Raw genomic sequence first — 22,756 nt, 5'->3', positions numbered from 1 at the left:
TATGATTCAGGTGCCAAAACTGTCTTTTGGCGGCCTAAATTGCCTTTCGGCAGCAAGGCCTGCAAATAAACTGGCCGTGATGACCGCCAATTATGAAACCCGCCTGCCCCACACAGAACAGACGGGTTATACTTAACGAACCTTAAAAAATCGTATCGTGGATCAGGCAGCCGCCTTGCGGGGCTTGATGAAACCACGATTGATCAGCAGTTCGGCGATCTGGACGGCGTTGAGAGCCGCACCCTTGCGCAGATTGTCGGAAACAACCCACAGGTTGAGGCCGTTTTCGACCGTCGCATCTTCGCGGATGCGCGAAATATAGGTCGCGTCCTCACCGGCGGATTCGACCGGAGTGATGTAGCCGCCGTTTTCGCGCTTGTCGATGACGAGGCAACCCGGCGCTTCGCGCAGGATGTCACGGGCCTGATCGGCGGTGATCTCGTTTTCGAACTCGATATTGACCGATTCCGAATGGCCGATGAAAACCGGAACGCGCACGGCCGTGCAGGTTACCTTGATCTTCGGATCGAGCATCTTCTTGGTTTCGGCCAGAACCTTCCACTCTTCCTTGGTGTAGCCGTCTTCCATGAAGACGTCGATATGCGGAATGACGTTGAAGGCGATGCGCTTGGTGAACTTCTTGGCTTCCACCGGATCGGCCACGAAGACGGCGCGGGTCTGCTGGAACAGTTCGTCCATGCCTTCCTTGCCGGCGCCGGAAACCGACTGGTAGGTGGAGACGACGACGCGCTTGATCTTGGCGAAGTCATGAAGCGGCTTCAGCGCGACAACGAGCTGTGCCGTGGAGCAATTCGGGTTGGCGATGATGTTCTTCTTGGTGAAGCCCGCGACCGCATCGGCATTGACTTCCGGAACGATCAGCGGAACGTCTTGGTCGTAGCGCCATGCGGACGAATTGTCGATGACGACGCAGCCCTGCTGGCCGATCTTCGGCGACCACTTCTTGGAGACATCGCCACCGGCCGACATCAGGCAAATATCCGTGTCGGAAAAATCGTAGTTTTCGAGGTTCGAAACCTTCAGCGTGCGGTCGCCATAGGAGACTTCCGTGCCCTGGGAGCGGGCGGAAGCAAGCGGCACGACTTCATCGGCAGGAAAACCGCGTTCGGCCAGGATATTGAGCATTTCGCGACCGACGTTGCCGGTGGCGCCTGCAATTGCAACTTTGAAACCCATGATCAAGCTCTCTTTCTGTCTCTCCTCTTTTTGGTGAGGTGGGGAACCCGCATCAGATCGCGGCTTCCTCGATCCCCGGCCAAACCGGGGAGAGAGCGGTGGCCAGAGACGTCAGACGGTTTTAATCGTCGTTTTGGCCGTAATTCGGATAGAATAAGAAAGGCGCGGATCATCGCCGGCCAATTGTGCCGGTCCTTCCATGACGAACATGTCTGCAACATGCATGCGCAAGGTGATGCTCCTTCTTCGCGGAAAGCTATTAGAAGGTTTCTTGATTGTGTCAAGAAAAAAGGCGCTTGAAGAGGCCACCTGAACAAAAGTCAAAATCAGCTGCGCGACATTTTCGGGACGCTTCACATTAGACTAAAGTCATAATCCGAAAGCATCGCTCTTATTGGGGTTAATTTTCTGTCACTCTCACACTCCGCGCATTGCAGCCGCAAGGTGAGTCCGGAGGAGAGAGATGGGCTCCGCAATGCGCCAATTGGGACATCTGTGGAGGACAGACAATGGCAGATATTGCAGCCGCGAGCGGCGCCGCCCGTCCAATGACGGGTGAAGAGAAGAAGGTGATTTTCGCCTCTTCTCTCGGAACAGTCTTCGAATGGTACGATTTTTATCTGTACGGCTCGCTCGCGATCTATATCGGCGCGAACTTCTTCAGCCAATATCCGGAAACGACGCGCAACATCTTTGCGCTTCTGGCCTTCGCCGCCGGCTTCCTCGTGCGTCCCTTCGGCGCGCTGGTGTTCGGCCGCCTCGGCGACATTGTCGGCCGTAAATATACCTTTCTGATCACGATCCTCATCATGGGCGTGTCGACCTTCCTCGTTGGCGTCCTTCCGGGCGCATCGCAGATCGGCATTGCCGCTCCGATCATCCTGATCGTGCTGCGCATGCTGCAGGGTCTGGCGCTCGGCGGTGAATATGGCGGTGCGGCAACTTACGTCGCCGAACACGCGCCGAACGGCCGCAGGGGCTACTACACCTCGTGGATCCAGACGACGGCCACGCTCGGCCTGTTCCTGTCGCTGGTGGTCATCCTCGGCGTGCAGTTCGCCCTCGGCAAGGAAGCCTTCGCCGCCTGGGGCTGGCGCATTCCCTTCCTCGTCTCCGTTCTGCTGCTCGGCGTATCGGTGTGGATCCGTCTGAAAATGAACGAATCCCCCGCCTTCAAGAAGATGAAGGAAGAGGGCAAGACCTCGAAGGCCCCACTCAGCGAAGCCTTCGGCCAGTGGAAAAACGCCAAAATCGCGCTCATCGCACTTGTCGGCGCCGTCATCGGCCAGGCCGTCGTCTGGTATACGGGCCAGTTCTACGCGCTGTTCTTCCTGCAGAGCATTCTGAAGGTCGACGGCCAGTCCGCCAACATCATGGTGGCGGCAGCACTCATCCTCGGCACCAGCTTCTTCGTCATCTTCGGCTGGCTTTCCGACAAGATCGGCCGCAAGCCGATCATCATGGCCGGTCTCATCCTTGCCATGCTGACCTACTTCCCGCTGTTCAAGGCACTGACATGGGCCGGCAACCCGGCGCTGGCACAAGCCCAGTCCAGCGTTCGCGCCACCGTGACCGCAGCCCCCGGCGACTGCAAGTTCCAGTTCAACCCGACGGGCACGGCGAAATTCACCACATCCTGCGATATCGCCACCTCGTTCCTGACGCGCAACTCCGTTCCCTATGACGTGGTTGCGGGAGCAGCCGGCCAGCCAGCCAGCATCAAGATCGGCGATGCCACCATCGCCAGCTATGACGCGGCCGCCGCCGGCGCGGATGCGGCAGCCAAGGACAAGGCCTTCCAGAAGCAGGTCAACATGGCGCTTCACGATGGCGGCTACCCGCTGGTTCGCGGCGCGGCACAGGTGCCGGACGCGAAACTGGATGCCTTCATTGCCGCAAACCCGGAGCTTAACCTCAATGCGGAGGCCGTTCGCGCTGCCGACAAGAAAATGGTCGCGACCGACAAGCTGGTGGCGGACAAGCTGCTGACACCGGCAGAAACCGCTGGTGCCGCGGAAATGGCCGTCTACACCGTGGCCGGCGGCGGCGCCTTCTCCATGGTGGCCGATCCGGCCGCCGTGAACTGGGTCGTCATCATCGCGGTCCTGACCGTCCTCGTCATCTACGTGACGATGGTCTACGGCCCGATTGCGGCGCTGCTGGTCGAACTGTTCCCGACCCGCATCCGCTACTCCGGCATGTCGCTGCCATACCACATCGGCAACGGCTGGTTCGGCGGCCTTCTGCCCGCCACCGCCTTTGCGATGAGCGCGGCGAAGGGCGACATCTATTACGGTCTCTGGTACCCGATCATCTTCGCGGGCATCACGCTGGTCGTCGGCCTGCTGTTCCTGCCGGAAACCAAGGATCGCGATATCCACGCCATGGATTGAGCCACACCCCGTTTGACATTTTCGGAACCCGGCGCTGAAGCGCCGGGTTCTTTTATTGCGCGATGCGCCCACATATCGAACAAGACTGTCGCAGCGGGCTGTCATTCCGTCGCAGGCAAGACAAAATCAATATGGAGACAAAGCCCCCCTGAATAGGTTATGACCCCCCTATATTATCAGGCAGAGGGAGAGCCATTTTGAGAATCGGGACGCCTAAGGAATTATATGAGGGCGAGGCGCGCGTCGGCATGACGCCCGACAGCGCGCAAGCTTTGCAGAAACTCGGATATGATTGCATTCTTGAAACCGGTGCAGGCAAGGCGGCGGGTTTTTCCGACGACGCCTATCGCGCAGCCGGTGTGACGATCGTCGACAGCGCCGATGCGCTTTACGCCGGTTCCGACATCATCGCCAAGGTTCGTCCGCCGGAAACGTCGGAGATTGATCGCCTGTCTTCGGACAAGACGCTGATCTCGTTCTTCTATCCCGCCCAGAACAAGGACCTTCTGGAGCAGGCCAGGGAAAAGGGCGCAAATGTCATCGCCATGGACTTGGTGCCGCGCATTTCCCGCGCCCAGAAGATGGACGCCCTGTCCTCCATGGCCAATATCGCCGGTTATCGCGCGGTCATCGAGGCCGGCAATAATTTCGGCCGCTTCTTCACCGGTCAGGTCACCGCCGCCGGCAAGGTGCCGCCCGCCAAGGTGCTGGTGATCGGCGCAGGCGTCGCCGGTCTTGCCGCCATCGGCACGGCCACATCGCTCGGCGCCATCACCTATGCCTTCGACGTTCGCCCCGAAGTGGCCGAACAGATCGAATCCATGGGCGCGCAATTCGTCTATCTCGATTTCGCCGATCAGCAGCAGGACGGCGCCGCCACCGGCGGTTATGCCGCCCCCTCCTCGCCGGAATTCCGCGAGAAGCAGCTCGAAAAATTCCGCGAACTCGCGCCGCAGGTCGATATCGTCATCACCACGGCGCTCATTCCGGGCCGCGACGCCCCGAAGCTGTGGCTCGCCGACATGGTGGCGATGATGAAGCCGGGTTCTGTCATCATCGACCTTGCAGCCGAACGCGGCGGCAATTGCGATCTGACGGTTCCCGACAGCCGTGTCGTTTCCGACAATGGCGTCATCGTCATCGGCTACACGGATTTCCCGAGCCGCATGGCCACCCAGGCCTCGACGCTCTATTCCACCAATATCCGCCACATGATGACCGATCTGACGCCCGCAAAGGACGGCAAGCCGGTTCACAACATGGAAGACGACGTTATCCGTGGCGCGACGGTCACCTATCAGGGTGAAATCACTTACCCCCCGCCGCCGCCGAAAATCCAGGCCATTGCCGCGCAGAAGCCGAAGGAAAGAGCAAAAGAACTGACGCCCGAGGAAAAGCATGCCAAGGAACATGCGGACTTCAAGGCGCAGACGAAAAGCCAGGTCGGCCTGCTGGCCATCGGTACGGCGATCCTGCTTCTGGTGGGCGCTTTCGCGCCGGCAAGCTTCATGAGCCACTTCATCGTCTTCGTGCTTGCCTGCTTCGTCGGTTTCCAGGTCATCTGGAATGTCAGCCACTCGCTGCACACGCCGCTGATGGCGGTGACGAACGCGATTTCCGGCATCGTCATCATCGGCGCATTGCTGCAGATCGGTTCCGGCAACTGGCTGGTGGTGATCCTCGCCTCGCTTTCCGTCCTGATCGCGACGATCAACATCGTCGGCGGTTTCCTCGTGACACGGCGCATGCTCGCCATGTTCCAGAAGTCCTGAGCCGTGTAGGGGACATTCAATGACCATTGGTATCGTTTCCGCGGCCTATGTTGCCGCAGCCGTTCTTTTCATCCTTTCTCTTGGCGGCCTTTCCGGACAGGAAAGCGCCAAACGCGCCGTCTGGTACGGCATCACAGGCATGGGTCTCGCCATCGTCGCCACCGTCTTCGGCCCTGAGATCAGCAAGGGCGTCGGGCAGTGGCTCGTCGTGCTTCTGATGCTGGCGGGCGGCTCCGTTCTCGGCTACTTCGTCGCAAGCCGCGTGCAGATGACCGAAATGCCGCAGCTTGTGGCAGCCCTTCACTCCTTCGTCGGCCTCGCCGCCGTCTTCATCGGCTTCAACGCCCATATCGAAGAAGCGCATGTCGCCTCGCTCGATGAGACCGCGCGTTCGCTGCTGACGGGCTTTTCCGCCATCCTCGCCCACAAGACGCCGGTGGAACTGGCGATCATGAAGGTCGAGGTCTTCCTCGGCGTCTTCATCGGCGCCGTCACCTTCACCGGTTCGGTCGTCGCCTTCGGCAAGCTTGCCGGCAAGGTGGACGGCAAGGCGAAGAAGCTGCCGGGCGGACATCTGCTCAATGCCGGCGCTGCGATCCTGTCGCTCGTGCTGCTCATCATGTATTGCAACGGCGCCGGCGCATGGACGCTGGTGCTGATGACGCTCGCCGCCTTCTTCATCGGTTATCACCTGATCATGGGCATCGGCGGCGCCGACATGCCTGTCGTCGTTTCGATGCTGAACAGCTATTCCGGCTGGGCGGCGGCGGCCATCGGCTTCACGCTCGGCAACGATCTCCTGATCGTCACGGGCGCGCTGGTCGGCTCCTCGGGTGCGATCCTGTCCTACATCATGTGCAAGGCGATGAACCGCTCCTTCATCTCGGTCATCCTCGGCGGCTTCGGCGGCACGACGGGTCCCGCGATGGAAATCGAGGGCGAGCAGGTGGCGATCGACGCCGAAGGCGTGGCCGCGGCGCTGAATGACGCCGACAGCGTCATCATCGTTCCCGGCTACGGCATGGCGGTGGCGCAGGCGCAGGCCGCGGTTTCCGAACTGACCCGCAAGCTGCGCGCCGACGGCAAGACCGTGCGCTTCGCCATCCACCCCGTCGCCGGCCGTCTTCCCGGCCACATGAACGTGCTCTTGGCCGAAGCGAAGGTGCCCTACGACATCGTGCTGGAAATGGACGAGATCAACGACGACTTCCCGAGTACCGACGTCGTCATCGTCATCGGCTCCAACGACATCGTCAACCCGGCGGCGCAGGACGATCCGAACTCGCCGATTGCCGGCATGCCGGTACTGGAAGTGTGGAAATCGAAACTGGTCATCGTCTCCAAGCGCGGCCAGGGCACGGGTTATTCCGGCATCGAGAACCCGCTGTTCTACAAGGACAATACCCGCATGTTCTATGGCGATGCGAAGAAATCGATCAACGATCTGCTGCCGCTGATCAAGTAATGAAAAGGGCGTTTCCGGCAGACCGGGAACGCCTTCGAATTTCTGAGAAACGACGATACGTTTCGTCCGTCATGCCGGACTTGATCCGGCATCCAGCCACGGCGCGTCTGCGCCGTGAAAAGAGTCTTACGCGATCAAGGACTTGATCGCGCTGGACCCCGGATCAAGTCCGGGGTGACGGTGTGCGGATGCTACGGCCGCGCCAAACGGAACCGTTCCGCGGGACTTTGTCGATAGACTGCCGCCACTTCCAACTTTCAAAAGACCGCCCTCAAAGCACCCGGTAACGCCGGTTGAAATACATCAGCGCCTCATCACCCGCATTGATCCGCATATCGACGACATCGCAGATGAGGATGTCATGGGTGCCACCGTCATGCGCCTCGCGGATGCGGCAGTCGAAAGAGACGAGCGCATCTTCCAGAACCGGGGCACCGGTTTCGAGCACGCCCCAGCTGCCGGCGGCGAAACGTTCCTCCGCCGGGGTCTTGCCGCCGAAAAGCGTGCTCAGCACTTCGTGATGCGCGGCGAGCGTGTTGACGCAGACGACGCCATTGGCCTTCACCACCCTGTAAGCGGAAGAATTGCGGTTGAGGCAGACGAGAAGCGTTGGCGGATTGTCGGAAACGCTGCAAACCGCCGTCGCGGCAAAACCGGCACGGCCTGCCGCGCCGTCCGTGGTGACGATGTTGACCGCCGCACCGAGCCGCGCCATGGCGTTTCTATAATCGAGGCTGCGCTCTTGTGCAGTCTTCGTCTCCATTTCCGCTTCCTTTTCAAGAGACATCATCTGCATCTAACCCATCCTTCCTTAACAGGCCATCAAGCCAGCACGCAGGCGTCTTCAAAGCCAAGGCGCGGCAGCCGCCCGAAAAGCTTCGACGGATCGCCATAGCCGAGATTGATCAGGAAATTGGACTTCCATGTCGTGCCGGCGAAAAACGCCGCATCCACCTTGCCCTTGTCGAAACCGGACATTGCCCCGGTATCCAGTCCCAATGAGCGGGCGGCAAGGATGAGATAACCCGCCTGCAGCGTGGCATTGCGGAAGGCCGTTTCTTCGGCCACGGCCGGGCTGGACGTGAACCACGAACGGGCATCGGCATGCGGAAACAGCATCGGCAGTTTCTCATAAAATTCGCGATCGATGGCGGCAATCACGGTGACGGGTGCCGCCATGGTCTTTTCAAGATTGCCCGAAGAAAGCGCCGGCCTCAGTTTTTCTTTCGCTTCCTGGCTGCGCACGAACACGAAACGCGCCGGCGAGCAATTGGCCGAGGTTGGCCCCATCTTCGTCAGATCGTAAAGCGCTCTCAGCGTCTCGTCGTCGACCGGCTTGTCAGCCCAGCCATTATGGGTGCGTGCCGCGGTGAAAAGTGCTGCAAGTGCCTTGTCGTCGAGTGCTGTCGTCATTGTCCTGAAAATCCTGTCAGAATGTTTGCTGGGCCGGCAGCAGAAACTGCAAAAGCCGTCTGTTGAAAAGCTGGGGCTCGGTGATGTTGACCGCATGCGCCCCGAAATCGAGAAGACAGAGTTCGCCCTGCCGCAGACCATCCGCCAGCCGCAGCGAGCGGGTATAGGGCACCAGCAGATCGTCCTTCGTCGCCACCACCAGCACCGCGTTGCCGATCTCGGCAAGCCGGGCGTCCACATCGAAGGCCCTCAGCGCCGCGATACGGCGAAGCACATTCGTCTTGCCCTGAAAATGCGCGACACCATGGGCATCGTCCCGCGCCAGCCGCTCCTGATGCTCCGACATCCAGGCGGCCGGATAGAGAAACAGCGGCTGGGCTTTGACAAACGCCTCGACACCGGATTTCTCCAGAAGCTCGATCCGCACATCGAAGCAGCGCCCGGAATGCGGATCGACCTTGCTCCAGGCATTGATAAGCACGAGCCGGTCGATGAGGCCGGGATGGCTGAGCGCGATATCGAGACCGATCAGGCCGCCAAGCGCATGGCCCATGAAGTGGAATTTTTCGAGGTTCAGTGCCGCGGCGATTTCCAGCACATCATCCGCCATCGCCGATATGCCGCCATCCAGCGGCACCTCGCCGCCGGTCCCGCCGGTTCCGCGATGGTCATAGGTGACGATCCGGAAATGATCGGAAAGGGCTTCGATCTGTGGTGCCCAATAGGCGCCCGATCCGCCCAGCCCCGATGACAGCAGGATTGCAGGCGCCTCGGTATCGGTGCGGCCATGAACCTCGAAATGCATCATCTGCCGTTTCGCCCTATTTGCCGATATGGGCGACGGTGGCGATTTCCACCAGCGCGTCCGGCTTTACGAGGCCGCACTGGATGCAATAACGCGCCGGCTTGTCGCCGGGGAAATATTCGGCATAGACCGTGTTGACGGCCTGATAATTCACCCAGTCGGTGATGAAGATATGGTTCATCGTCACGTCCTCCATCGTGCCGCCGGCGGTTTCGATGACGGATTTGATGGTTTCCAGAACATGGCGCGTCTGGGCGCTCGCATCGCCCACATGCACGACATTATTGTCCTTGTCGAAGGGAAGCGTGCCGGACACATAAACCACGCCATCGGCAAGGGTTCCCGGCGAAAAGGGAGCGATGGGTTTGCTGGTACCGGCAGGCACGACGATCTTTTTCGGCATTTCGTTCTCCTCTTTGTGGTTGGATATCAAGCGCTGACGGGCGCGGCCTGCGAGATGACGCCGCAGAAATCATTGACGGTGGCGACCCAGCCGAAAAACTTCTCGACATTGTAGACCGTCGCCTGCTGGATAAAATCCGGCCCCAGATGATGCGTCGCATCCTCCAGCATCACCCCGAAATATTCGAGGTGGAAGGCATCGCGCAGCGAGCTTTCCACGCAGACATTGGTGGCGATGCCGACGAAGACCAGATTACGGATACCGCGAGCGCGCAAAACACTGTCCGTATTGGTGTTGAAGAAACCGCTATAACGCGTCTTCGGCACCAGAATATCGCCGGGTTGCGGTTGTAGCTCATCGACGATGGCATAGTCCCATGTGCCCTTGGCCAGGAGCTGGCCCTGCAGTTCCGGTCTTTTGCGCATGGTCTTCAGGGCATTGGACTTGTGCCAGTTGGGCGAGCCCGGCCCGCCCGCCTCGACATAATCCTTGTCCCAGCCATTCTGGAAATAAATGACCTGAACGCCCGCCGCCCGTGCGGCATCCAGCGTCTTCTTGATGTTGGCGATGGTGCCCTTGGCCCCGGAAATGTCGAAACCGGCAAGATCGACATAACCGCCTTCGGTCGAATAGGCATTCTGCATGTCGACCACGACAACGGCGGTCTCGCTGGGTTTGAGGGTGATCGGCTCCGGCCTTGCGGGAAGCGTGACACTTTCCGAACGGCTTTCAGGCCCCTTGTAACCCGCCACGACGGCTTCACTCATTCCGCTGCCTCCAGTGCCGCCTGAACATGCGCCCGGCTCTTCATCAGCGGCTGCACATATTTGCCGAATTTTTCGACGCCTTCGAGGAAGTCGTCGAAGGTCAGCATCACGCCGCCCGTTCCCGGCACTTCGCTCATCTCGTCCAGCATCGCCGCCACTTCCTCATAGGAGCCGATCAGCGTTCCCATGTTGATGTTGACCGCCGAGACGGGATTGGACATGTGCCGGACATTGGTGTCGGAGCCGGATTTGGTATCGACGGCGCTTTGCAGGCCGAGCCACTTGATCGCGTCCTCATCCGCACCCGCCTTGTAATGCTCCCACTTCGCCCAGGCGTCTTCGGATTTTTCCTCGGCAAGTACCATCGTCAGCACGACGGACTTGACCTCGCGGCCGGACTTTTCCGTTGCCGCCAAAAGCCGCTCATTGGTGGGCGCGAAGGCCTTCGGCGTATTGACGCCAACACCGAAGCAGAAGCTGTAATCGGCAAATTTGGCCGAAAACGCCATGCCGGAATTGGACGAACCGGCGCAGATGAGCTTCACATCACCCTGCGGCACCGGCTTCATGCGGCAATCGTCCATCTGGAAGAACTTGCCCTTGTGGTCCGACTGGCCGTCCGTCAGCAGCTCTTTCAGAACAGTCGTATATTCACCCAGATATTCATAACGGTCCCCGAAATAATCATCGCCGGGCCACAGTCCCATCTGGCTATATTCCGGCCGTTGCCAGCCGGTGATCAGGTTGATGCCGAAGCGGCCGCCGGAAATGGAATCGATCGTCGTCGCCATGCGGGCGACGATAGCCGGCGGCATGACCAGCGTTGCGGCCGTGCCGAACAGCTTGATCTTGGAGGTGACGGCGGCGAGGCCCGCCATCAGCGTGAAGGATTCCAGATTATAATCCCAGAACTCTGTCTTGCCACCAAAGCCGCGCAGCTTGATCATCGACAGCGCAAAGTCGAAACCATATTGCTCCGCCTTCAGCGTGATCGCCTTGTTCAGATCGAAGCTCGGCTTGTATTGCGGCGCGTTTTCGGAAAGAAGCCACCCATTGTTCCCGATCGGGATAAAAACACCAACTTCCATTTTGCTGTTCCCTTTTTAACGTCAGGTGTCTCCTGACTTGACAAAAGAGTAGCAGGTTCTGTGCCAGACCAAATAAAATAATTTTATCAAATGGATAAAATTTGGGGGCGTGAGGGAGCCTTGACCGAAAGATAAAAAATTTATCATTTGGTCAAAATATTTGCCTGTTTATTCGGCAAATATTGAGAGCGATACGTCAAAGGTGAGCGGCCCTCACCACAATCGCAGACCGATGTAAGAAATCCGAAGGCTCTCCTCCGTCATGCCGGACCCGATCCGGCATCCAGCCACGGCGCGTCTGCGCCGTGAATAGAGTCTTTCGCGATCAAGGACTTGATCGCACTGGACCCCGGATCAAGTCCGGGGTGACGACGCAGAGGTGCTGAGACTCAATCAAACTCGCACACGCGACGGGGCACTTCTGCGCGATGAGGACAACAATCGCGCAGCTATGCCAAAACCTCAACCCAGCCGCTGCTGCGCATAGGCATGAACCGCCCTGAAAGCCTCTTCGGCGCCGGCGATGACGCGCTCTTCCTCTTCGACCGTCAGCGAAATTTCATCGAGTGCTGCGGTGAAGGTGCGCCAGTGCAGGCCGCGTCCTTCCGGCGCGCCGGCCAGATGGCGTGCACCAAATTCCTCGCCAAGTCCGAGCTTCGCCGCGTCTTTCAGCAGAAACGCCGCGCCGAGATTGGAGCCTTCGACCACATAAAGCCAGCCCATCGCCTCCGGCAGATCGAAAGCTGTCTTAGCAGTAAAACGCGGCTCGGCCGTTTCAGGAATGGCAAGACCGAGATCGGAAAGATCCTGCTCGATCATGGAAAGACGACGGCGGCCCTTGAGGTCGGGCAGCAGGCCATCAAGCGTGGCATTGGAGAAAAAGACATCGAGATCGCGATGGAAAAGATATTGCGTTTCGACAAATTTGCCGAAGTTCTCGCGGCTCTCGAACGGCTTCGACGCCATGATGAAGCTATCGAGATCGCCATGCGCGCCACGCGTCGCTGCTTTCAGGCGCTTGACGCGGCTCTGCTCGATCTCTGTTACAGGCGCTGCCGGCTCCACAATGGTCATGATGATGGTCCCTTATCCCTATATTCAGACTGCCTGATAAAAATCTTTACTCCAACAGTCAAATTTTATTTTGGCATGCAGCCTCCTCCCGGAAAAGGATTGGTATTTGCGATCTCCCTGAACCGGCGCACCTCTAAAGGGCACAATCGCGCGCCGCCCATCTCACTGGCCCCACGCCCAGACCACCACCAAAGCAAATTCCATTGCGCTCACCCTCCGAACAATCATATTGCGATTACCTCTTTACAACTAACATGTCAGTATGTCATCAATCTGCCGTCACCTTGGAGGAGCATCTTAATTGACCCAGAAATTCGGCCTTTCGGCAGCCCTGACGACCCCTTTCAAAACGGACGGAACGGTCGATATCGATGCCATGATCGCCCATGCCCGCCGCTGCCTGTCCAATGGCTGCGACAGCGTGACACTCTTCGGCACGACAGGTGAAGGCTGCTCCGTCGGCAGCCGCGAACGGCAGGCCATCCTTTCCAGCTTCATCGCGGCAGGTATTTCGCCGTCGCGCATTGTCACCGGCGTTCTCGTGGATTCCATCGAGGATGCGGCAGACCAGTCGGTCGAAGCCCTGAAAGCCGGCGCCCGCAATATTCTGCTCGCCCCGCCCTCCTATTTCAAGAATGTCAGCGATGACGGCCTGTTTGCCTGGTTCTCGGCGGTTTTTTCGAAGATCGGCAAGGATGCACGCGACATCCTCGTCTACAACATCCCCTCCGTGACCATGGTGACATTGTCCGTCGAACTGGTAGGGCGGCTGAAGGCGGCGTTTCCGGGCATCGTTACCGGCGTCAAGGATTCCTCAGGCAACTGGAGCCATACCGAGCGCCTGCTGAAAGAACATGGTGACCTTGCCATCCTGATCGGCGATGAGCGTGATCTCGCCAGGGGCGTTCGCCTTGGCGGCCAGGGCGCCATCTCCGGTGTCGCCAATTTCCTGACGCAGGAAGTCCGAGCCATGGCCGTTGACGGCAAGGACGACAAGCGCATCGTCGATCTTGTTGTGGAACTTCTGAAATTTCCGGTTACGCCTGCCGTCAAGGTGCTGGTATCACACACGACAGGCGAAAATATCTGGGCGGATGTGCGCGCACCGCTCGTCGCCATTTCACCTGAGGATCGGCGGCAGATCGAAGGCGCTTTCGACGCGCTGTTTCACAAACAGGCCGCTTGAACAGACCTTGAAAGGCTGAGCATGGACGATACCGGCGAACAGACATTGCGGGAACGGGCGTATGAAAGCTTTACGCATCACCTTCTCTCGCGTGATGTTCGCCCGGGGCAATTCATCTCGCAACGCCGCCTCGTGGAATTGACGGGTCTGCCGCTGGGGGCGATCCGGGAGGCAATTCCGCGGCTGGAGGCGGAAGGGCTGATCAAGACCGTGCCGCAGCGGGGCTTGCAGGTCGCCCATATCGACATCAACCTTATCCGTGAAGCATTCCAGTTCCGCATCTTCCTCGAAAAGGAGGCCGTGGCGCTGTTTACCCGCTCGGCTTCCAATGAGGCCATCGCCAAGCTTTTGAAACAGCATCGCGATATTGCCGAAGCGGCTGAAAATAGCGGAGAATCGCCGGAGCTCGATCAGCATGCCCAGCAGGTGGACTGGGGCATGCACGATGCCTTCATCGATAGTCTCGGCAATTCGATCATATCAAATGCCTACCGCGTCAATTCCATCAAGATGCGCCTCATCAACCAGGAGCGTTTTCGCATCGCCGGCCATGTGAAGTCGGTGATGAAGGAACATCTCGCCATTCTCGAAGCCATCGAGAAACGATCCGCGGAAGACGCCGTGGAACGGCTGACCGCCCATATCCGCAACGCAAGGGACAGGGCGCTGGCGGTGTAAGGCAACTCCGGCAGGGGCTAAAGAGGGTCTGCGCCGGAATTGCATGAAAATAAGCAACAAGCCGGGGTGAGGAGAATTTCCGGCTAATCTGGAGGAGAACTGACATGACGCATTCATTGCTCAACCCCACGCGTCGCGCCTTTCTGGCAGGCACGGCCGCGATTGGCGGCAGCGCGATGCTCGGCATTCGCCCGGCATCGGCGGCGGTGAACTGGAAAAAACACGCCGGCACCACGCTGGAGGTCAATCTCGTCAAAAGCCCGCGCAGCGAAACGCTGATCAAATATCTCGGCGAATTCGAAGAGCTGACCGGCATCAAGGTCAATGCCGAGGCAACGCCTGAACAGCAGCAGCGCCAGAAGGTCGTCATCGAGCTTTCCTCCGGCAAGCCGAGCTTCGACGTCGTGCATCTGAGCTATCACGTCCAGAAGCGCCAGTTCGAAAAGGGCAAGTGGCTGGCCGATATCAGCGGCTTCCTGAAGGACCCGTCGCTTACCGATCCGTCGCTCGTCGAAAAGGATTTCGCCGAAGCCGGCATGTTGTTTGCCAAGGATAGCGACGGCGTTCTGCGCTCGCTGCCCTTCTCGGTGGATTACTGGATCGTTTACTGGAACAAGGAACTCTTCGAGGCCAAGGGCCTGAAATACCCTGAAACCTTCGAGGAACTGGTAACGGCGGCGGAGAAGATCACCGATCCCGCAACCAACACCTATGGTTTCGTCGCCCGCGGCCTGAAGAACGCCAATACCCCGGTCTGGACCTCACTGATGTTGGGTTATGGCGCCAAGCCGATCGGTGCGGACGGAAAGATCGACACCGAATCCAAGGAAGCGGTGGAAGCGGCAGCGCTTTACCAACGCCTGATGACCAAAGCCGCCCCTCCCGGCGTCTCCGGCTTCAACTGGGCGGAAGCGCAATCGGCCTTCCTGCAGGGCAAGATCGGCATGTGGTTCGATGGCGTCGGTTTTGCACCGCCGATCGAGAACCCGGAAAAATCCCGCGTCGTCGGCAAGGTCGGTTACGGCGTCATGCCGAAAGGCCCGGCAGTTCAGGCCGCCGGCACGTTTGGCGATGGCCTCGGCGTCGTCGAAGCCAGCAGCAAGAAGGAAGCCGCTTACCTCTTCTGCCAATGGGCGATCTCGCATGAAATGGGCGCGCGTCTGTTGCAGGCCGGCGCCGGCGTTCCATTCCGCCAGTCCATCCTCGAAGACCAGAAGGTCCGCGAAGGCGTGAAGATGCCGGCTGCCTGGCTGGACGCCGTTGTCGGTTCCGGCAAGGTCTCGCAGCTTGCGCTTCCCGTCATCATTCCGGTGACGGAGTTCCGCGACATCTACGGCGTCGGCCTCACCAACATGATCGGCGGCGCGGACCCGGCGGCTGAACTGAAAAAGGCGACGGAACAGTTCGCACCCGTTCTGGCACGTAGCGAGGGATAATGGCCTCCGTGAGCATCGAAAACACCAAGACAGGCGTCAGTCGTAGAGAAGGGAGCAGGCCGGCAAGGCTTGCTCCCAACTACTGGCCCTTCGTCATACCGGCACTTATCGTCATTCTGGCTGTCATCGTTTTTCCATGGGTCTTTACCCTGTGGATGAGCGTGCACCGCTGGACGCTCGGACAGGAGCAGAGCTTTATCGGTTTCGAGAACTATATCCGGCTCGCCGGCGATATCAGGTTCTGGGAATCGCTCTGGCACACGCTCATTTATACCGTGCTGTCGGTGGTCGCCCCGCTGTTCCTCGGAACACTGGCGGCGCTGGTTTTCGATGCGCAGTTTCCGCTGCGCGGTTTTCTGCGCGGCGTTTTCGTCATGCCGATGATGGCGACCCCGGTCGCCATCGCGCTCGTCTGGACCATGATGTTCCACCCGCAGCTCGGCGTCCTGAACTATCTGCTGTCGCTCATCGGCATCGGACCGCTGGAATGGATCTACAACCAGTCGACCGTCATTCCCTCGCTGGTGCTGGTGGAAACCTGGCAGTGGACGCCTCTGGTCATGCTGATCGTGCTCGGCGGACTGGCCGCAGTGCCGCGCGAACCCTATGAAAGTGCTGAAATCGACGGAGCCAATGCCTGGCAGAAATTCCGTTACCTGACCATGCCGATGATTGCGCCGTTTCTGATGATCGCCGTCATCATCCGCTCCATCGATGCCGTCAAAAGCTTCGACATCATCTATGCGATGACTCAAGGCGGGCCCGGCACGGCGTCTGAAACCATCAACATCTATCTCTATAATACGGCGTTTTCCTATTACGACATCGGTTACGGCTCGGCCATGGCCGTCGTCTTTTTCATCATCATCGTGGCGCTGTCCTTCGTGCTTTTGATGGTGCGCCAGCGCTCGCAATGGAACGAGATGGAGGATCGCTGATGTCTGGAAAAATTCTGAAACGCAAGACACTCGACCGCATCGGCCTTTTCTTCGTGGCGCTGGTGATGATCTCGCCGGTCATCCTGTTCTTCATCTGGATGATCTCGCTGTCCTTGAAATATGAAATCGACAACGGCGCCTATCCGCCGATCCTCATTCCCGAACGTTTCGCCTGGTCGAACTATGTGAAGGTGTTCGAGGAGAACAATTTCTTCCTCTATTTCTGGAACTCGGTGCTCGTCACCGGTGCGGCCACCATTCTGGCGCTCGTCATCGGCGTTCCCGCCGGTTACGGCATCGCCCGGCTGAAGGCGGAAAAATCCGCCGTCGTCATCATGATCGCCCGCATGACGCCCGGCCTCTCCTTCCTCATTCCGCTGTTCCTGCTGTTCCAATGGCTGAACCTCTTGGGCACGCTCTGGCCGCAGATCATCATCCATCTTGTGGTCACGGTACCGATCGTCGTCTGGATCATGATCGGTTATTTCGAGACCACCCCGAAGGAACTGGAAGAGGCGGCAAGCATCGACGGCGCATCCTCCTGGCAGGTGTTCCGGCTGGTAGCGCTGCCGATTGCCAAGCCCGGCATCGTCGTCTCCTTCATCCTCGCGGTCATCTTTTCGTGGAACAACTTCGTCTTCGGCATCGTGCTGGCCAGCCGTGAAACGCGCACCCTGCCGGTCGCGGTCTACAACATGCTGTCCTTCGAACAGGTCAGCTGGGGGCCGCTGGCCGCAGCCGCGCTCATCGTGACGCTGCCGGTGCTGCTGCTCACCATGTTCGCACAGAAACAGATCGTGGCGGGTCTCACAGCCGGCGCCGTCAAGGGCGGCTGAATTCAAGAAGGGCATTCCATGCCCTTACTCTTTTAACGCAATTCCGGACGCAAAACCACGACGCACTTTTGCTGGAATTGCTCGTAACGGGAACCAAAAACATGGCACCGGTCAATATTCAAAATGTCCAGAAGCGCTTCGGCTCGGTCAACGTCATCCACGGTATCGATATCGACATTAAGGACGGAGAATTCGTCGTCCTCGTCGGCCCTTCCGGCTGCGGCAAGTCCACCCTGCTGCGCATGATCGCCGGGCTGGAGGAACTGAGCGACGGCGAAATCCACATCGGGGCGCGCGAGGTGAGCCACCTGCCCGCCCGTGACCGCGATATCGCCATGGTCTTCCAGAACTACGCGCTTTATCCGCACATGACGGTCAAGGACAATATGGGCTTCGCGCTGAAGCTGAAGAAGGTCAGCGCCGAGGAAACCAGGGCCAAGGTCGACAGGGCCGCCGCCATTCTGGGACTGGAAAAGCTGCTGGACCGTTATCCGCGCCAGCTTTCCGGCGGCCAGCGCCAGCGCGTGGCCATGGGCCGGGCGCTGGTGCGCGATCCGCAGGTCTTCCTGTTCGACGAGCCGCTTTCCAACCTCGACGCCAAGCTGCGCGTGCAGATGCGCGGCGAGATCAAGGCCATGCACCAGCGCATTGGCACCACCACCATCTATGTCACCCACGATCAGGTGGAAGCCATGACCATGGCCGACAAGATCGTGGTGCTGCATGATGGCGTGATCGAGCAGATCGGCGCACCGCTCGATCTTTACGACAATCCCGCCAATCTCTTCGTTGCCGGTTTCATCGGTTCACCGGCCATGAATTTCATTCGCGGCCGGGTGGAGGAAGGCGTCTTCCGCACCGCAAAGGGCCTCAGCCTGCCGCTGCCCGCCAATGCCGATATCGGCAAACTGGGCGGCCGCGACCTCGTCTACGGCGTGCGGCCGGAACACATCCGGGCCGCCGAGACCGGCATTGAAGGCCGGGTAGAACTGGTCGAAGGCACCGGCTCGGAAATCTACGCCAAGCTCAATTGCAAGGGCGACGAAATCGCCTGCCTGTTCCGTGAGCGCCTCGATGTCCGCTTCGGCGATACGATCCACATTGCCATCGATCCGGCAACCGTGCATCTGTTCGACAAGGACAGCGGCAAGCGTATGTGAACACGGCAGGAGCGAAGAGAATGGTAAAGGAAGCGGGCGGCAAGCATGTGCTCTGCGTGGGTGCCGCCGTGCTCGACACCCTGTTCCGTGTGCATGACATGCCGAAGGGCGAAGGCAAGGTCCTGCCCTATGAGATGCTGCAGATTGCCGAAGGCATGGCCTCGAGCGCTGCCTATGCCGTGCATCGCATGGGCGGCCGCGCCAGCCTCTGGGGCGCGGTGGGCGACGACGAAACCGGCACCCGCATCCTGCGCGATCTCGCCGAAAGCGGCATCAATGTTACCGGCATGACCATCGCCGCCGGCGCGCGCTCGGCCCTGTCGACGATCATCATCGATGACCGGGGAGAACGGCTGATCGTGCCTTTTTACGATCATCGTCTGCATGAGAAAAAACGCGCCTGCACGCCGGCAGATATTGCCCCGTTCGATGCCGTTCTGGTTGATGTGCGCTGGCCGGAACTGGCACTCGATGTGCTGACTGTGGCGCACGCGCTTGGCAAACCCGCCATTCTGGATGGCGATGTGGCGCCGGTGGAAACGCTGGAGAAGCTTGCGCCCGCCGCAACCCATATCGTCTTTTCCGAACCCGCCGCCGCCCGGCTGACCGGACTTGAAACGGTGAAGGACATGCTGCCGGTGCTGCATTCCCGCTACCCGCAGACCTTCATCGCCGTCACCGCCGGTCCACAAGGCTGCTGGTGGACGGAGGCCGGCGATCCCACGGTGCATTTCCAATCAACGATGCAGGTTCAGGCAGTGGATACGCTGGCGGCGGGCGATATCTTCCACGGCACATTTGCGCTGGCGATGGCTGAAGGCATGCAAAGCCGCGCCGCCATCCGCCTCTCCTCCGTAGCCGCCGCGCTGAAATGCACGATCTTCGGCGGCCGCATCGGCGCACCGACGCGCGAAGAGACGGAAGACGCGATGCGCCAATGGCTGGAGCGTGAAGGCGAAGCCGCGCTGCGCGCCTCCTGAGCGCATCCATTGCCCGCATAAAACTATTCCATTTTTGCGATGCCGTTTCCCGGCGAAGTAGTCTAACGTCAAGTCAGAGCAAAGCTTTTCATGAAGCCGCGCCTGTTCCACCTTGAGCCTGCATTCCGCAAAAGTGATCGCCCGATGCATCAGACGACCCGCCCGAGACTGCGCGAAATCGGTTTCCGGCCCGGCCATTTCGAGACCGGCCCGCTCAACGCCATCACCGATGTCGAAGGCGTGACCATCGGCCATTCGACCGTCATCGAAGGCGACACGATCCGCACCGGCGCAACCGCGATCCTGCCGCATGGCGGCAATCTCTTTCAGGACAAGGTGCCCGCCGCCTTCGCCGTCTATAACGGCTTCGGCAAATTTGCCGGATCCACCCAGATCGAGGAACTCGGCGAACTCGAAACACCTGTTATCCTCACCAATACGCTGGCAACAGGCCGGGCCATCGAAGCGATCAACCGCCATACGCTGGCGCAACCGGGCAATGAGAAGGTCGTCTCGATCAATGCCGTCGTCGGCGAAACCAACGATTCCCGGCTGAACGACATCCGCGCCAGCCGCCCGACCGTCGATGAGATATCAGCCGCGCTGCAAAACGCTGCCACAGGTCCGGTGGCCGAGGGCGGCGTTGGTGCGGGAACCGGTACGGTCGCTTTCGGCATGAAGGGCGGCATCGGCACCGCATCCCGCATCGTCACCATCGCCGGAAAGACCTATACGCTCGGCATTCTCGTCCAATCCAACTACGGCGGCCATCTGCTGGTCTGCGGCAAGCCCTATATCAGCCCTAGCCATAAGGACAAGGACGGCTCGATCGTCATCATTGTCGCCACCGACGCGCCACTTTCCTCCCGCAATCTGAAGCGTCTGGCGGCCAGAAGCTTCGGCGGGCTGGCGCGCACGGGTGCAGCACTCAGCAATGGCTCCGGCGATTACGCTCTGGCCTTTTCCACCGATGAGCGGCTGCGCCGCACGCCAGCACGCCGCAAGGCGGTGGCGGAATATCCTGAGCTTTCCAATGATGCGATTTCGCCACTCTTCGAAGCCGCGATAGAGGCGACGGAGGAGGCGATCCTCAATTCGCTCTGCGCGGCAACCACGACCACGGGCTTCAATGCCGGCACCGGCAAGGCCTCCACGGTCGAGGCCATTTCCATCGACGCCCTTAAAACCCTTCTTTCAGCCTGACTTTTCCAGACGGAGTTTTCATGACTAGCCCATCCGGTCGCATCGTTTACGTCAACGGCGAATTCCTGCCCGAAGCGGACGCCCGCCTCTCCATCTTCGACCGCGGTTTCCTGTTTGGCGACGGCATCTACGAAGTTACCTCCGTTCTGGAAGGCAAGCTGATCGACAGCGACCTGCACATGGCCCGGCTGGAGCGCAGCGCCCGCGAAATCGACGTGCCGCTGCCGGTCACCACGAAAGAGATCGTCGAGGCAGAGCGCCGCCTGATTGCCGACAACAACCTCGTCGAAGGCATGATCTACCTGCAGCTGACGCGTGGTGCCGAAGACCGCAATTTCCTGTTCTCCCCCGATCTGAAGCCGACGCTGGTCATGTTCACCCAGGCCAAGAAGCTGATCGGCACCCCGGTCGAAGAAGCCGGCATCGCCGTCAAATCGGTTCCCGACCAGCGTTGGGAACGTCGCGATATCAAGACCGTCTGCCTTCTGCCGCAGGTCATGGCCAAGCGCATCGCCAAGGCCGAAGGCTGCGACGAGGCGTGGATGATCGAGGATGGTTTCGTCACAGAAGGCGCGTCCTCGACTGCCTACATCGTCACCGCCGACAAGAAGATCATCACCCGCGGCAACAGCAATAAGACCCTGCCCGGCTGCACGCGTCTAGCTGCCCTGCAGCTGGCAAAGGAAGCCGGCTTCACGCTGGAAGAACGCCCCTTCACGCTGGAAGAGGCGCTTGACGCCGACGAGGCCTGCCTGACCAGCGCCTCCAACTTCGTGGTTTCGGTCACGAAGATCGACGGCAAGCCGGTGGGCAACGGCAAGCCCGGCCCGATGGTGAGCCGCCTACGCACGCTCTACCTCGAAAACGCCCGCCGCACCGCCATCTGATCGAAAGCGTTTTGTTTGTCGCATTTCCGGATGGAAAACCGGGGGCCACTTTTCCCGGAAATGCTCTAACTTTCGAGAACCGCCCAGATGCGCTCAACCACGGGCCGGCGGTTCTCCTTGGAACGATAAAGCCTGATATCGACGGCAATATCGAAACTTGAATCGGCGGCGCGCACCAGAGCGCCGCTATCCAGCTCGTGCCGCATCAGGCTTTCCGGCACCCAGGCGACACCCCAGCCGGCCATCGCCATGGCTTTCAGCCCCACCGACATGCTGCCCTCATGCACCCGTTCGAATTGCGGCAGGCGCGCGCTCAGGAGATCGCGCAGCAACGGCCCGAAGAAAGAGGCCTTTTCATAGTCCAGATAGGCAAAGGGTTTTCGCGCATTTTCCACCAGTTCATGCAGCGGTGAACCATCTTTCGCCGGCGCGGAAACGGGAATGATGTTTTCCGCACCCAGCACGCGGAATTCGAAGGTCTGCGCATCGAGCAGCATCGGCACTTCGGGATGGGCATAGGTCAGAAGGAAATCACTCTGCCCATCCACCAGCGAATTGAGGTTTTCCTCCATGCTGCCGGAATCCGGCCGCAGAACCGAAAACAGTGGCCCGGCCGTCTCGTTCACCCGTTTCAGCCAGTCGGGAAAAAAGGTGAAGGACAGGGTATGCAGCGCCGTCAGCCGAACGGTTCTTGCATCGGCTCCCTCTTCCTGAAGAAGCGTGCGCCGTGCATGGTAAAGCTGTTTCAGCGTCTCCTGCGCCACCGGCACGAATTTCACACCGGCCTCGGTCAGCCGGGAGGGATAGGAGGCGCGGTCGACCAGCGTCGCCCCCACCCAGGCTTCCAGCTGCTTGATGCGCCGGCTGAAGGCGGATTGCGTCACATGCCGCTCATCGGCCGCCTTCGAGAAATTGAGCGTTCCGGCCAGCGCCAGGAAATCCTCGAGCCATTTGACTTCCAAGGGCCTGTTCTCCCACAAAGATGTTGTCCCGGCCTGCCGGGAACACGGGTCTTTATTAGGAGCAATGGAAGCCGATTGAAACCCTTTAGAAAGCTTCGGGTCGTTTAGCAAAC

22 protein-coding genes are annotated in these 22,756 nt (G+C 59.8%); 12 read left to right on the top strand and 10 right to left on the bottom strand.

Annotated features, from left to right (window positions below; all coding sequences use genetic code 11):
• Nucleotides 1–162: 162 nt before the first annotated feature.
• Complete coding sequence (locus AC5YUO_RS10030; RefSeq protein ID WP_003522626.1) at nt 163–1,197, bottom strand: aspartate-semialdehyde dehydrogenase; 1,035 nt, start codon at nt 1,195–1,197, stop codon at nt 163–165.
• A 111-nt stretch (nt 1,198–1,308) separates the two neighbouring features.
• On the bottom strand, nt 1,309–1,554 hold the full coding sequence (locus tag AC5YUO_RS10025; protein WP_400819787.1) for a hypothetical protein: 246 nt from the start codon (nt 1,552–1,554) through the stop codon (nt 1,309–1,311).
• A gap of 152 nt (nt 1,555–1,706) precedes the next feature.
• On the opposite strand from AC5YUO_RS10025, the gene AC5YUO_RS10020 reads away from it, so the two are divergent.
• The 3 genes from AC5YUO_RS10020 (at nt 1,707) to AC5YUO_RS10010 (ending at nt 6,827) form a co-directional block, all read left to right on the top strand.
• Complete coding sequence (locus AC5YUO_RS10020) at nt 1,707–3,590, top strand: MFS transporter (protein ID WP_400819785.1); 1,884 nt, start codon at nt 1,707–1,709, stop codon at nt 3,588–3,590.
• Between the two features lie 197 nt (nt 3,591–3,787).
• Nucleotides 3,788–5,362: a Re/Si-specific NAD(P)(+) transhydrogenase subunit alpha gene (locus AC5YUO_RS10015; protein WP_496153199.1), complete on the top strand. Its 1,575-nt coding sequence runs from the start codon at nt 3,788–3,790 to the stop codon at nt 5,360–5,362.
• 19 nt (nt 5,363–5,381) lie between these two features.
• Entirely contained in the window at nt 5,382–6,827 is a 1,446-nt protein-coding gene (locus tag AC5YUO_RS10010) for an NAD(P)(+) transhydrogenase (Re/Si-specific) subunit beta (RefSeq protein WP_496153198.1), read from the top strand.
• 271 nt (nt 6,828–7,098) lie between these two features.
• On the opposite strand, the gene rutF is transcribed toward AC5YUO_RS10010, so the two are convergent.
• From rutF to AC5YUO_RS09975, 7 genes are all read right to left on the bottom strand, one after another.
• Nucleotides 7,099–7,623, bottom strand: coding sequence for an NADH-dependent FMN reductase RutF (rutF, locus tag AC5YUO_RS10005; RefSeq protein ID WP_496153197.1), 525 nt, complete (start codon nt 7,621–7,623; stop codon nt 7,099–7,101).
• Between the two features lie 26 nt (nt 7,624–7,649).
• Nucleotides 7,650–8,240 carry a malonic semialdehyde reductase gene (locus AC5YUO_RS10000; protein WP_496153196.1) on the bottom strand — a complete coding sequence of 197 codons (591 nt, stop codon included), beginning with the start codon at nt 8,238–8,240 and terminating at the stop codon, nt 7,650–7,652.
• 16 nt (nt 8,241–8,256) lie between these two features.
• Nucleotides 8,257–9,048, bottom strand: a complete 792-nt coding sequence (rutD, locus tag AC5YUO_RS09995; RefSeq protein WP_496153195.1) for a pyrimidine utilization protein D — start codon at nt 9,046–9,048, stop codon at nt 8,257–8,259.
• A 13-nt stretch (nt 9,049–9,061) separates the two neighbouring features.
• Nucleotides 9,062–9,448: a pyrimidine utilization protein C gene (rutC, locus tag AC5YUO_RS09990; protein ID WP_496153194.1), complete on the bottom strand. Its 387-nt coding sequence runs from the start codon at nt 9,446–9,448 to the stop codon at nt 9,062–9,064.
• 26 nt (nt 9,449–9,474) lie between these two features.
• Complete coding sequence (gene rutB / locus AC5YUO_RS09985; protein ID WP_496153193.1) at nt 9,475–10,215, bottom strand: pyrimidine utilization protein B; 741 nt, start codon at nt 10,213–10,215, stop codon at nt 9,475–9,477.
• Nucleotides 10,212–11,303 carry a pyrimidine utilization protein A gene (gene rutA, locus AC5YUO_RS09980; RefSeq protein WP_496153192.1) on the bottom strand — a complete coding sequence of 364 codons (1,092 nt, stop codon included), beginning with the start codon at nt 11,301–11,303 and terminating at the stop codon, nt 10,212–10,214. The genes rutB and rutA overlap by 4 nt, the downstream gene beginning before the upstream one ends.
• Before the next feature lie 462 nt (nt 11,304–11,765).
• On the bottom strand, nt 11,766–12,377 hold the full coding sequence (locus tag AC5YUO_RS09975; protein WP_496153191.1) for a biliverdin-producing heme oxygenase: 612 nt from the start codon (nt 12,375–12,377) through the stop codon (nt 11,766–11,768).
• Between the two features lie 301 nt (nt 12,378–12,678).
• Here AC5YUO_RS09975 and AC5YUO_RS09970 point away from each other — a divergent pair, with 301 nt between their 5' ends.
• The 9 genes from AC5YUO_RS09970 (at nt 12,679) to AC5YUO_RS09930 (ending at nt 21,681) form a co-directional block, all read left to right on the top strand.
• Nucleotides 12,679–13,563 (top strand): dihydrodipicolinate synthase family protein, encoded by an 885-nt coding sequence (locus AC5YUO_RS09970; protein WP_496153190.1) that lies wholly within the window; start codon nt 12,679–12,681, stop codon nt 13,561–13,563.
• A gap of 21 nt (nt 13,564–13,584) precedes the next feature.
• A complete protein-coding gene (locus AC5YUO_RS09965; RefSeq protein ID WP_496153189.1) occupies nt 13,585–14,241 on the top strand; it encodes a GntR family transcriptional regulator in 657 nt (218 codons plus the stop codon).
• 104 nt (nt 14,242–14,345) lie between these two features.
• Nucleotides 14,346–15,677, top strand: coding sequence for an ABC transporter substrate-binding protein (locus tag AC5YUO_RS09960; protein ID WP_065114123.1), 1,332 nt, complete (start codon nt 14,346–14,348; stop codon nt 15,675–15,677).
• On the top strand, nt 15,677–16,615 hold the full coding sequence (locus AC5YUO_RS09955) for a carbohydrate ABC transporter permease (protein WP_065114124.1): 939 nt from the start codon (nt 15,677–15,679) through the stop codon (nt 16,613–16,615). The genes AC5YUO_RS09960 and AC5YUO_RS09955 overlap by 1 nt, the downstream gene beginning before the upstream one ends.
• Nucleotides 16,616–16,629: 14 nt before the next feature.
• On the top strand, nt 16,630–17,451 hold the full coding sequence (locus AC5YUO_RS09950; protein ID WP_031233854.1) for a carbohydrate ABC transporter permease: 822 nt from the start codon (nt 16,630–16,632) through the stop codon (nt 17,449–17,451).
• Nucleotides 17,452–17,552: 101 nt separating this feature from the next.
• Nucleotides 17,553–18,611 (top strand): ABC transporter ATP-binding protein, encoded by a 1,059-nt coding sequence (locus tag AC5YUO_RS09945; RefSeq protein ID WP_496153188.1) that lies wholly within the window; start codon nt 17,553–17,555, stop codon nt 18,609–18,611.
• 20 nt (nt 18,612–18,631) lie between these two features.
• Complete coding sequence (locus AC5YUO_RS09940) at nt 18,632–19,591, top strand: sugar kinase (protein ID WP_496153187.1); 960 nt, start codon at nt 18,632–18,634, stop codon at nt 19,589–19,591.
• Between the two features lie 144 nt (nt 19,592–19,735).
• On the top strand, nt 19,736–20,794 hold the full coding sequence (locus tag AC5YUO_RS09935; protein ID WP_496153186.1) for a P1 family peptidase: 1,059 nt from the start codon (nt 19,736–19,738) through the stop codon (nt 20,792–20,794).
• A 20-nt stretch (nt 20,795–20,814) separates the two neighbouring features.
• Nucleotides 20,815–21,681 (top strand): D-amino-acid transaminase, encoded by an 867-nt coding sequence (locus AC5YUO_RS09930; RefSeq protein ID WP_496153185.1) that lies wholly within the window; start codon nt 20,815–20,817, stop codon nt 21,679–21,681.
• A gap of 65 nt (nt 21,682–21,746) precedes the next feature.
• On the opposite strand, the gene AC5YUO_RS09925 is transcribed toward AC5YUO_RS09930, so the two are convergent.
• Nucleotides 21,747–22,643 carry a LysR substrate-binding domain-containing protein gene (locus tag AC5YUO_RS09925; protein ID WP_496153184.1) on the bottom strand — a complete coding sequence of 299 codons (897 nt, stop codon included), beginning with the start codon at nt 22,641–22,643 and terminating at the stop codon, nt 21,747–21,749.
• Nucleotides 22,644–22,756: the final 113 nt, after the last annotated feature.

It is taken from the genome of Agrobacterium sp. LEGMi-208b (assembly GCF_059511785.1).
This window is presented reverse-complemented; position numbering and strand designations above follow the sequence as displayed.

Bases quoted from the DNA above. Each gene is read 5' to 3' on its own strand.
- AC5YUO_RS09955 (WP_065114124.1), top strand. From the start codon at position 15,677: ATGGCCTCCGTGAGCATCGAAAACACCAAGACAGGCGTCAGTCGTAGA.
- AC5YUO_RS09935 (WP_496153186.1), top strand. From the start codon at position 19,736: ATGCATCAGACGACCCGCCCGAGACTGCGCGAAATCGGTTTCCGGCCC.
- AC5YUO_RS09975 (WP_496153191.1), bottom strand. From the start codon at position 12,377: ATGACCATTGTGGAGCCGGCAGCGCCTGTAACAGAGATCGAGCAGAGC.
- rutF (WP_496153197.1), bottom strand. From the start codon at position 7,623: ATGCAGATGATGTCTCTTGAAAAGGAAGCGGAAATGGAGACGAAGACT.
- AC5YUO_RS09940 (WP_496153187.1), top strand. From the start codon at position 18,632: ATGGTAAAGGAAGCGGGCGGCAAGCATGTGCTCTGCGTGGGTGCCGCC.
- AC5YUO_RS10020 (WP_400819785.1), top strand. From the start codon at position 1,707: ATGGCAGATATTGCAGCCGCGAGCGGCGCCGCCCGTCCAATGACGGGT.
- rutC (WP_496153194.1), bottom strand. From the start codon at position 9,448: ATGCCGAAAAAGATCGTCGTGCCTGCCGGTACCAGCAAACCCATCGCT.
- rutD (WP_496153195.1), bottom strand. From the start codon at position 9,048: ATGATGCATTTCGAGGTTCATGGCCGCACCGATACCGAGGCGCCTGCA.
- AC5YUO_RS09960 (WP_065114123.1), top strand. From the start codon at position 14,346: ATGACGCATTCATTGCTCAACCCCACGCGTCGCGCCTTTCTGGCAGGC.
- AC5YUO_RS09965 (WP_496153189.1), top strand. From the start codon at position 13,585: ATGGACGATACCGGCGAACAGACATTGCGGGAACGGGCGTATGAAAGC.
- AC5YUO_RS10000 (WP_496153196.1), bottom strand. From the start codon at position 8,240: ATGACGACAGCACTCGACGACAAGGCACTTGCAGCACTTTTCACCGCG.
- AC5YUO_RS10010 (WP_496153198.1), top strand. From the start codon at position 5,382: ATGACCATTGGTATCGTTTCCGCGGCCTATGTTGCCGCAGCCGTTCTT.
- rutB (WP_496153193.1), bottom strand. From the start codon at position 10,215: ATGAGTGAAGCCGTCGTGGCGGGTTACAAGGGGCCTGAAAGCCGTTCG.
- rutA (WP_496153192.1), bottom strand. From the start codon at position 11,303: ATGGAAGTTGGTGTTTTTATCCCGATCGGGAACAATGGGTGGCTTCTT.
- AC5YUO_RS09945 (WP_496153188.1), top strand. From the start codon at position 17,553: ATGGCACCGGTCAATATTCAAAATGTCCAGAAGCGCTTCGGCTCGGTC.
- AC5YUO_RS10030 (WP_003522626.1), bottom strand. From the start codon at position 1,197: ATGGGTTTCAAAGTTGCAATTGCAGGCGCCACCGGCAACGTCGGTCGC.
- AC5YUO_RS09930 (WP_496153185.1), top strand. From the start codon at position 20,815: ATGACTAGCCCATCCGGTCGCATCGTTTACGTCAACGGCGAATTCCTG.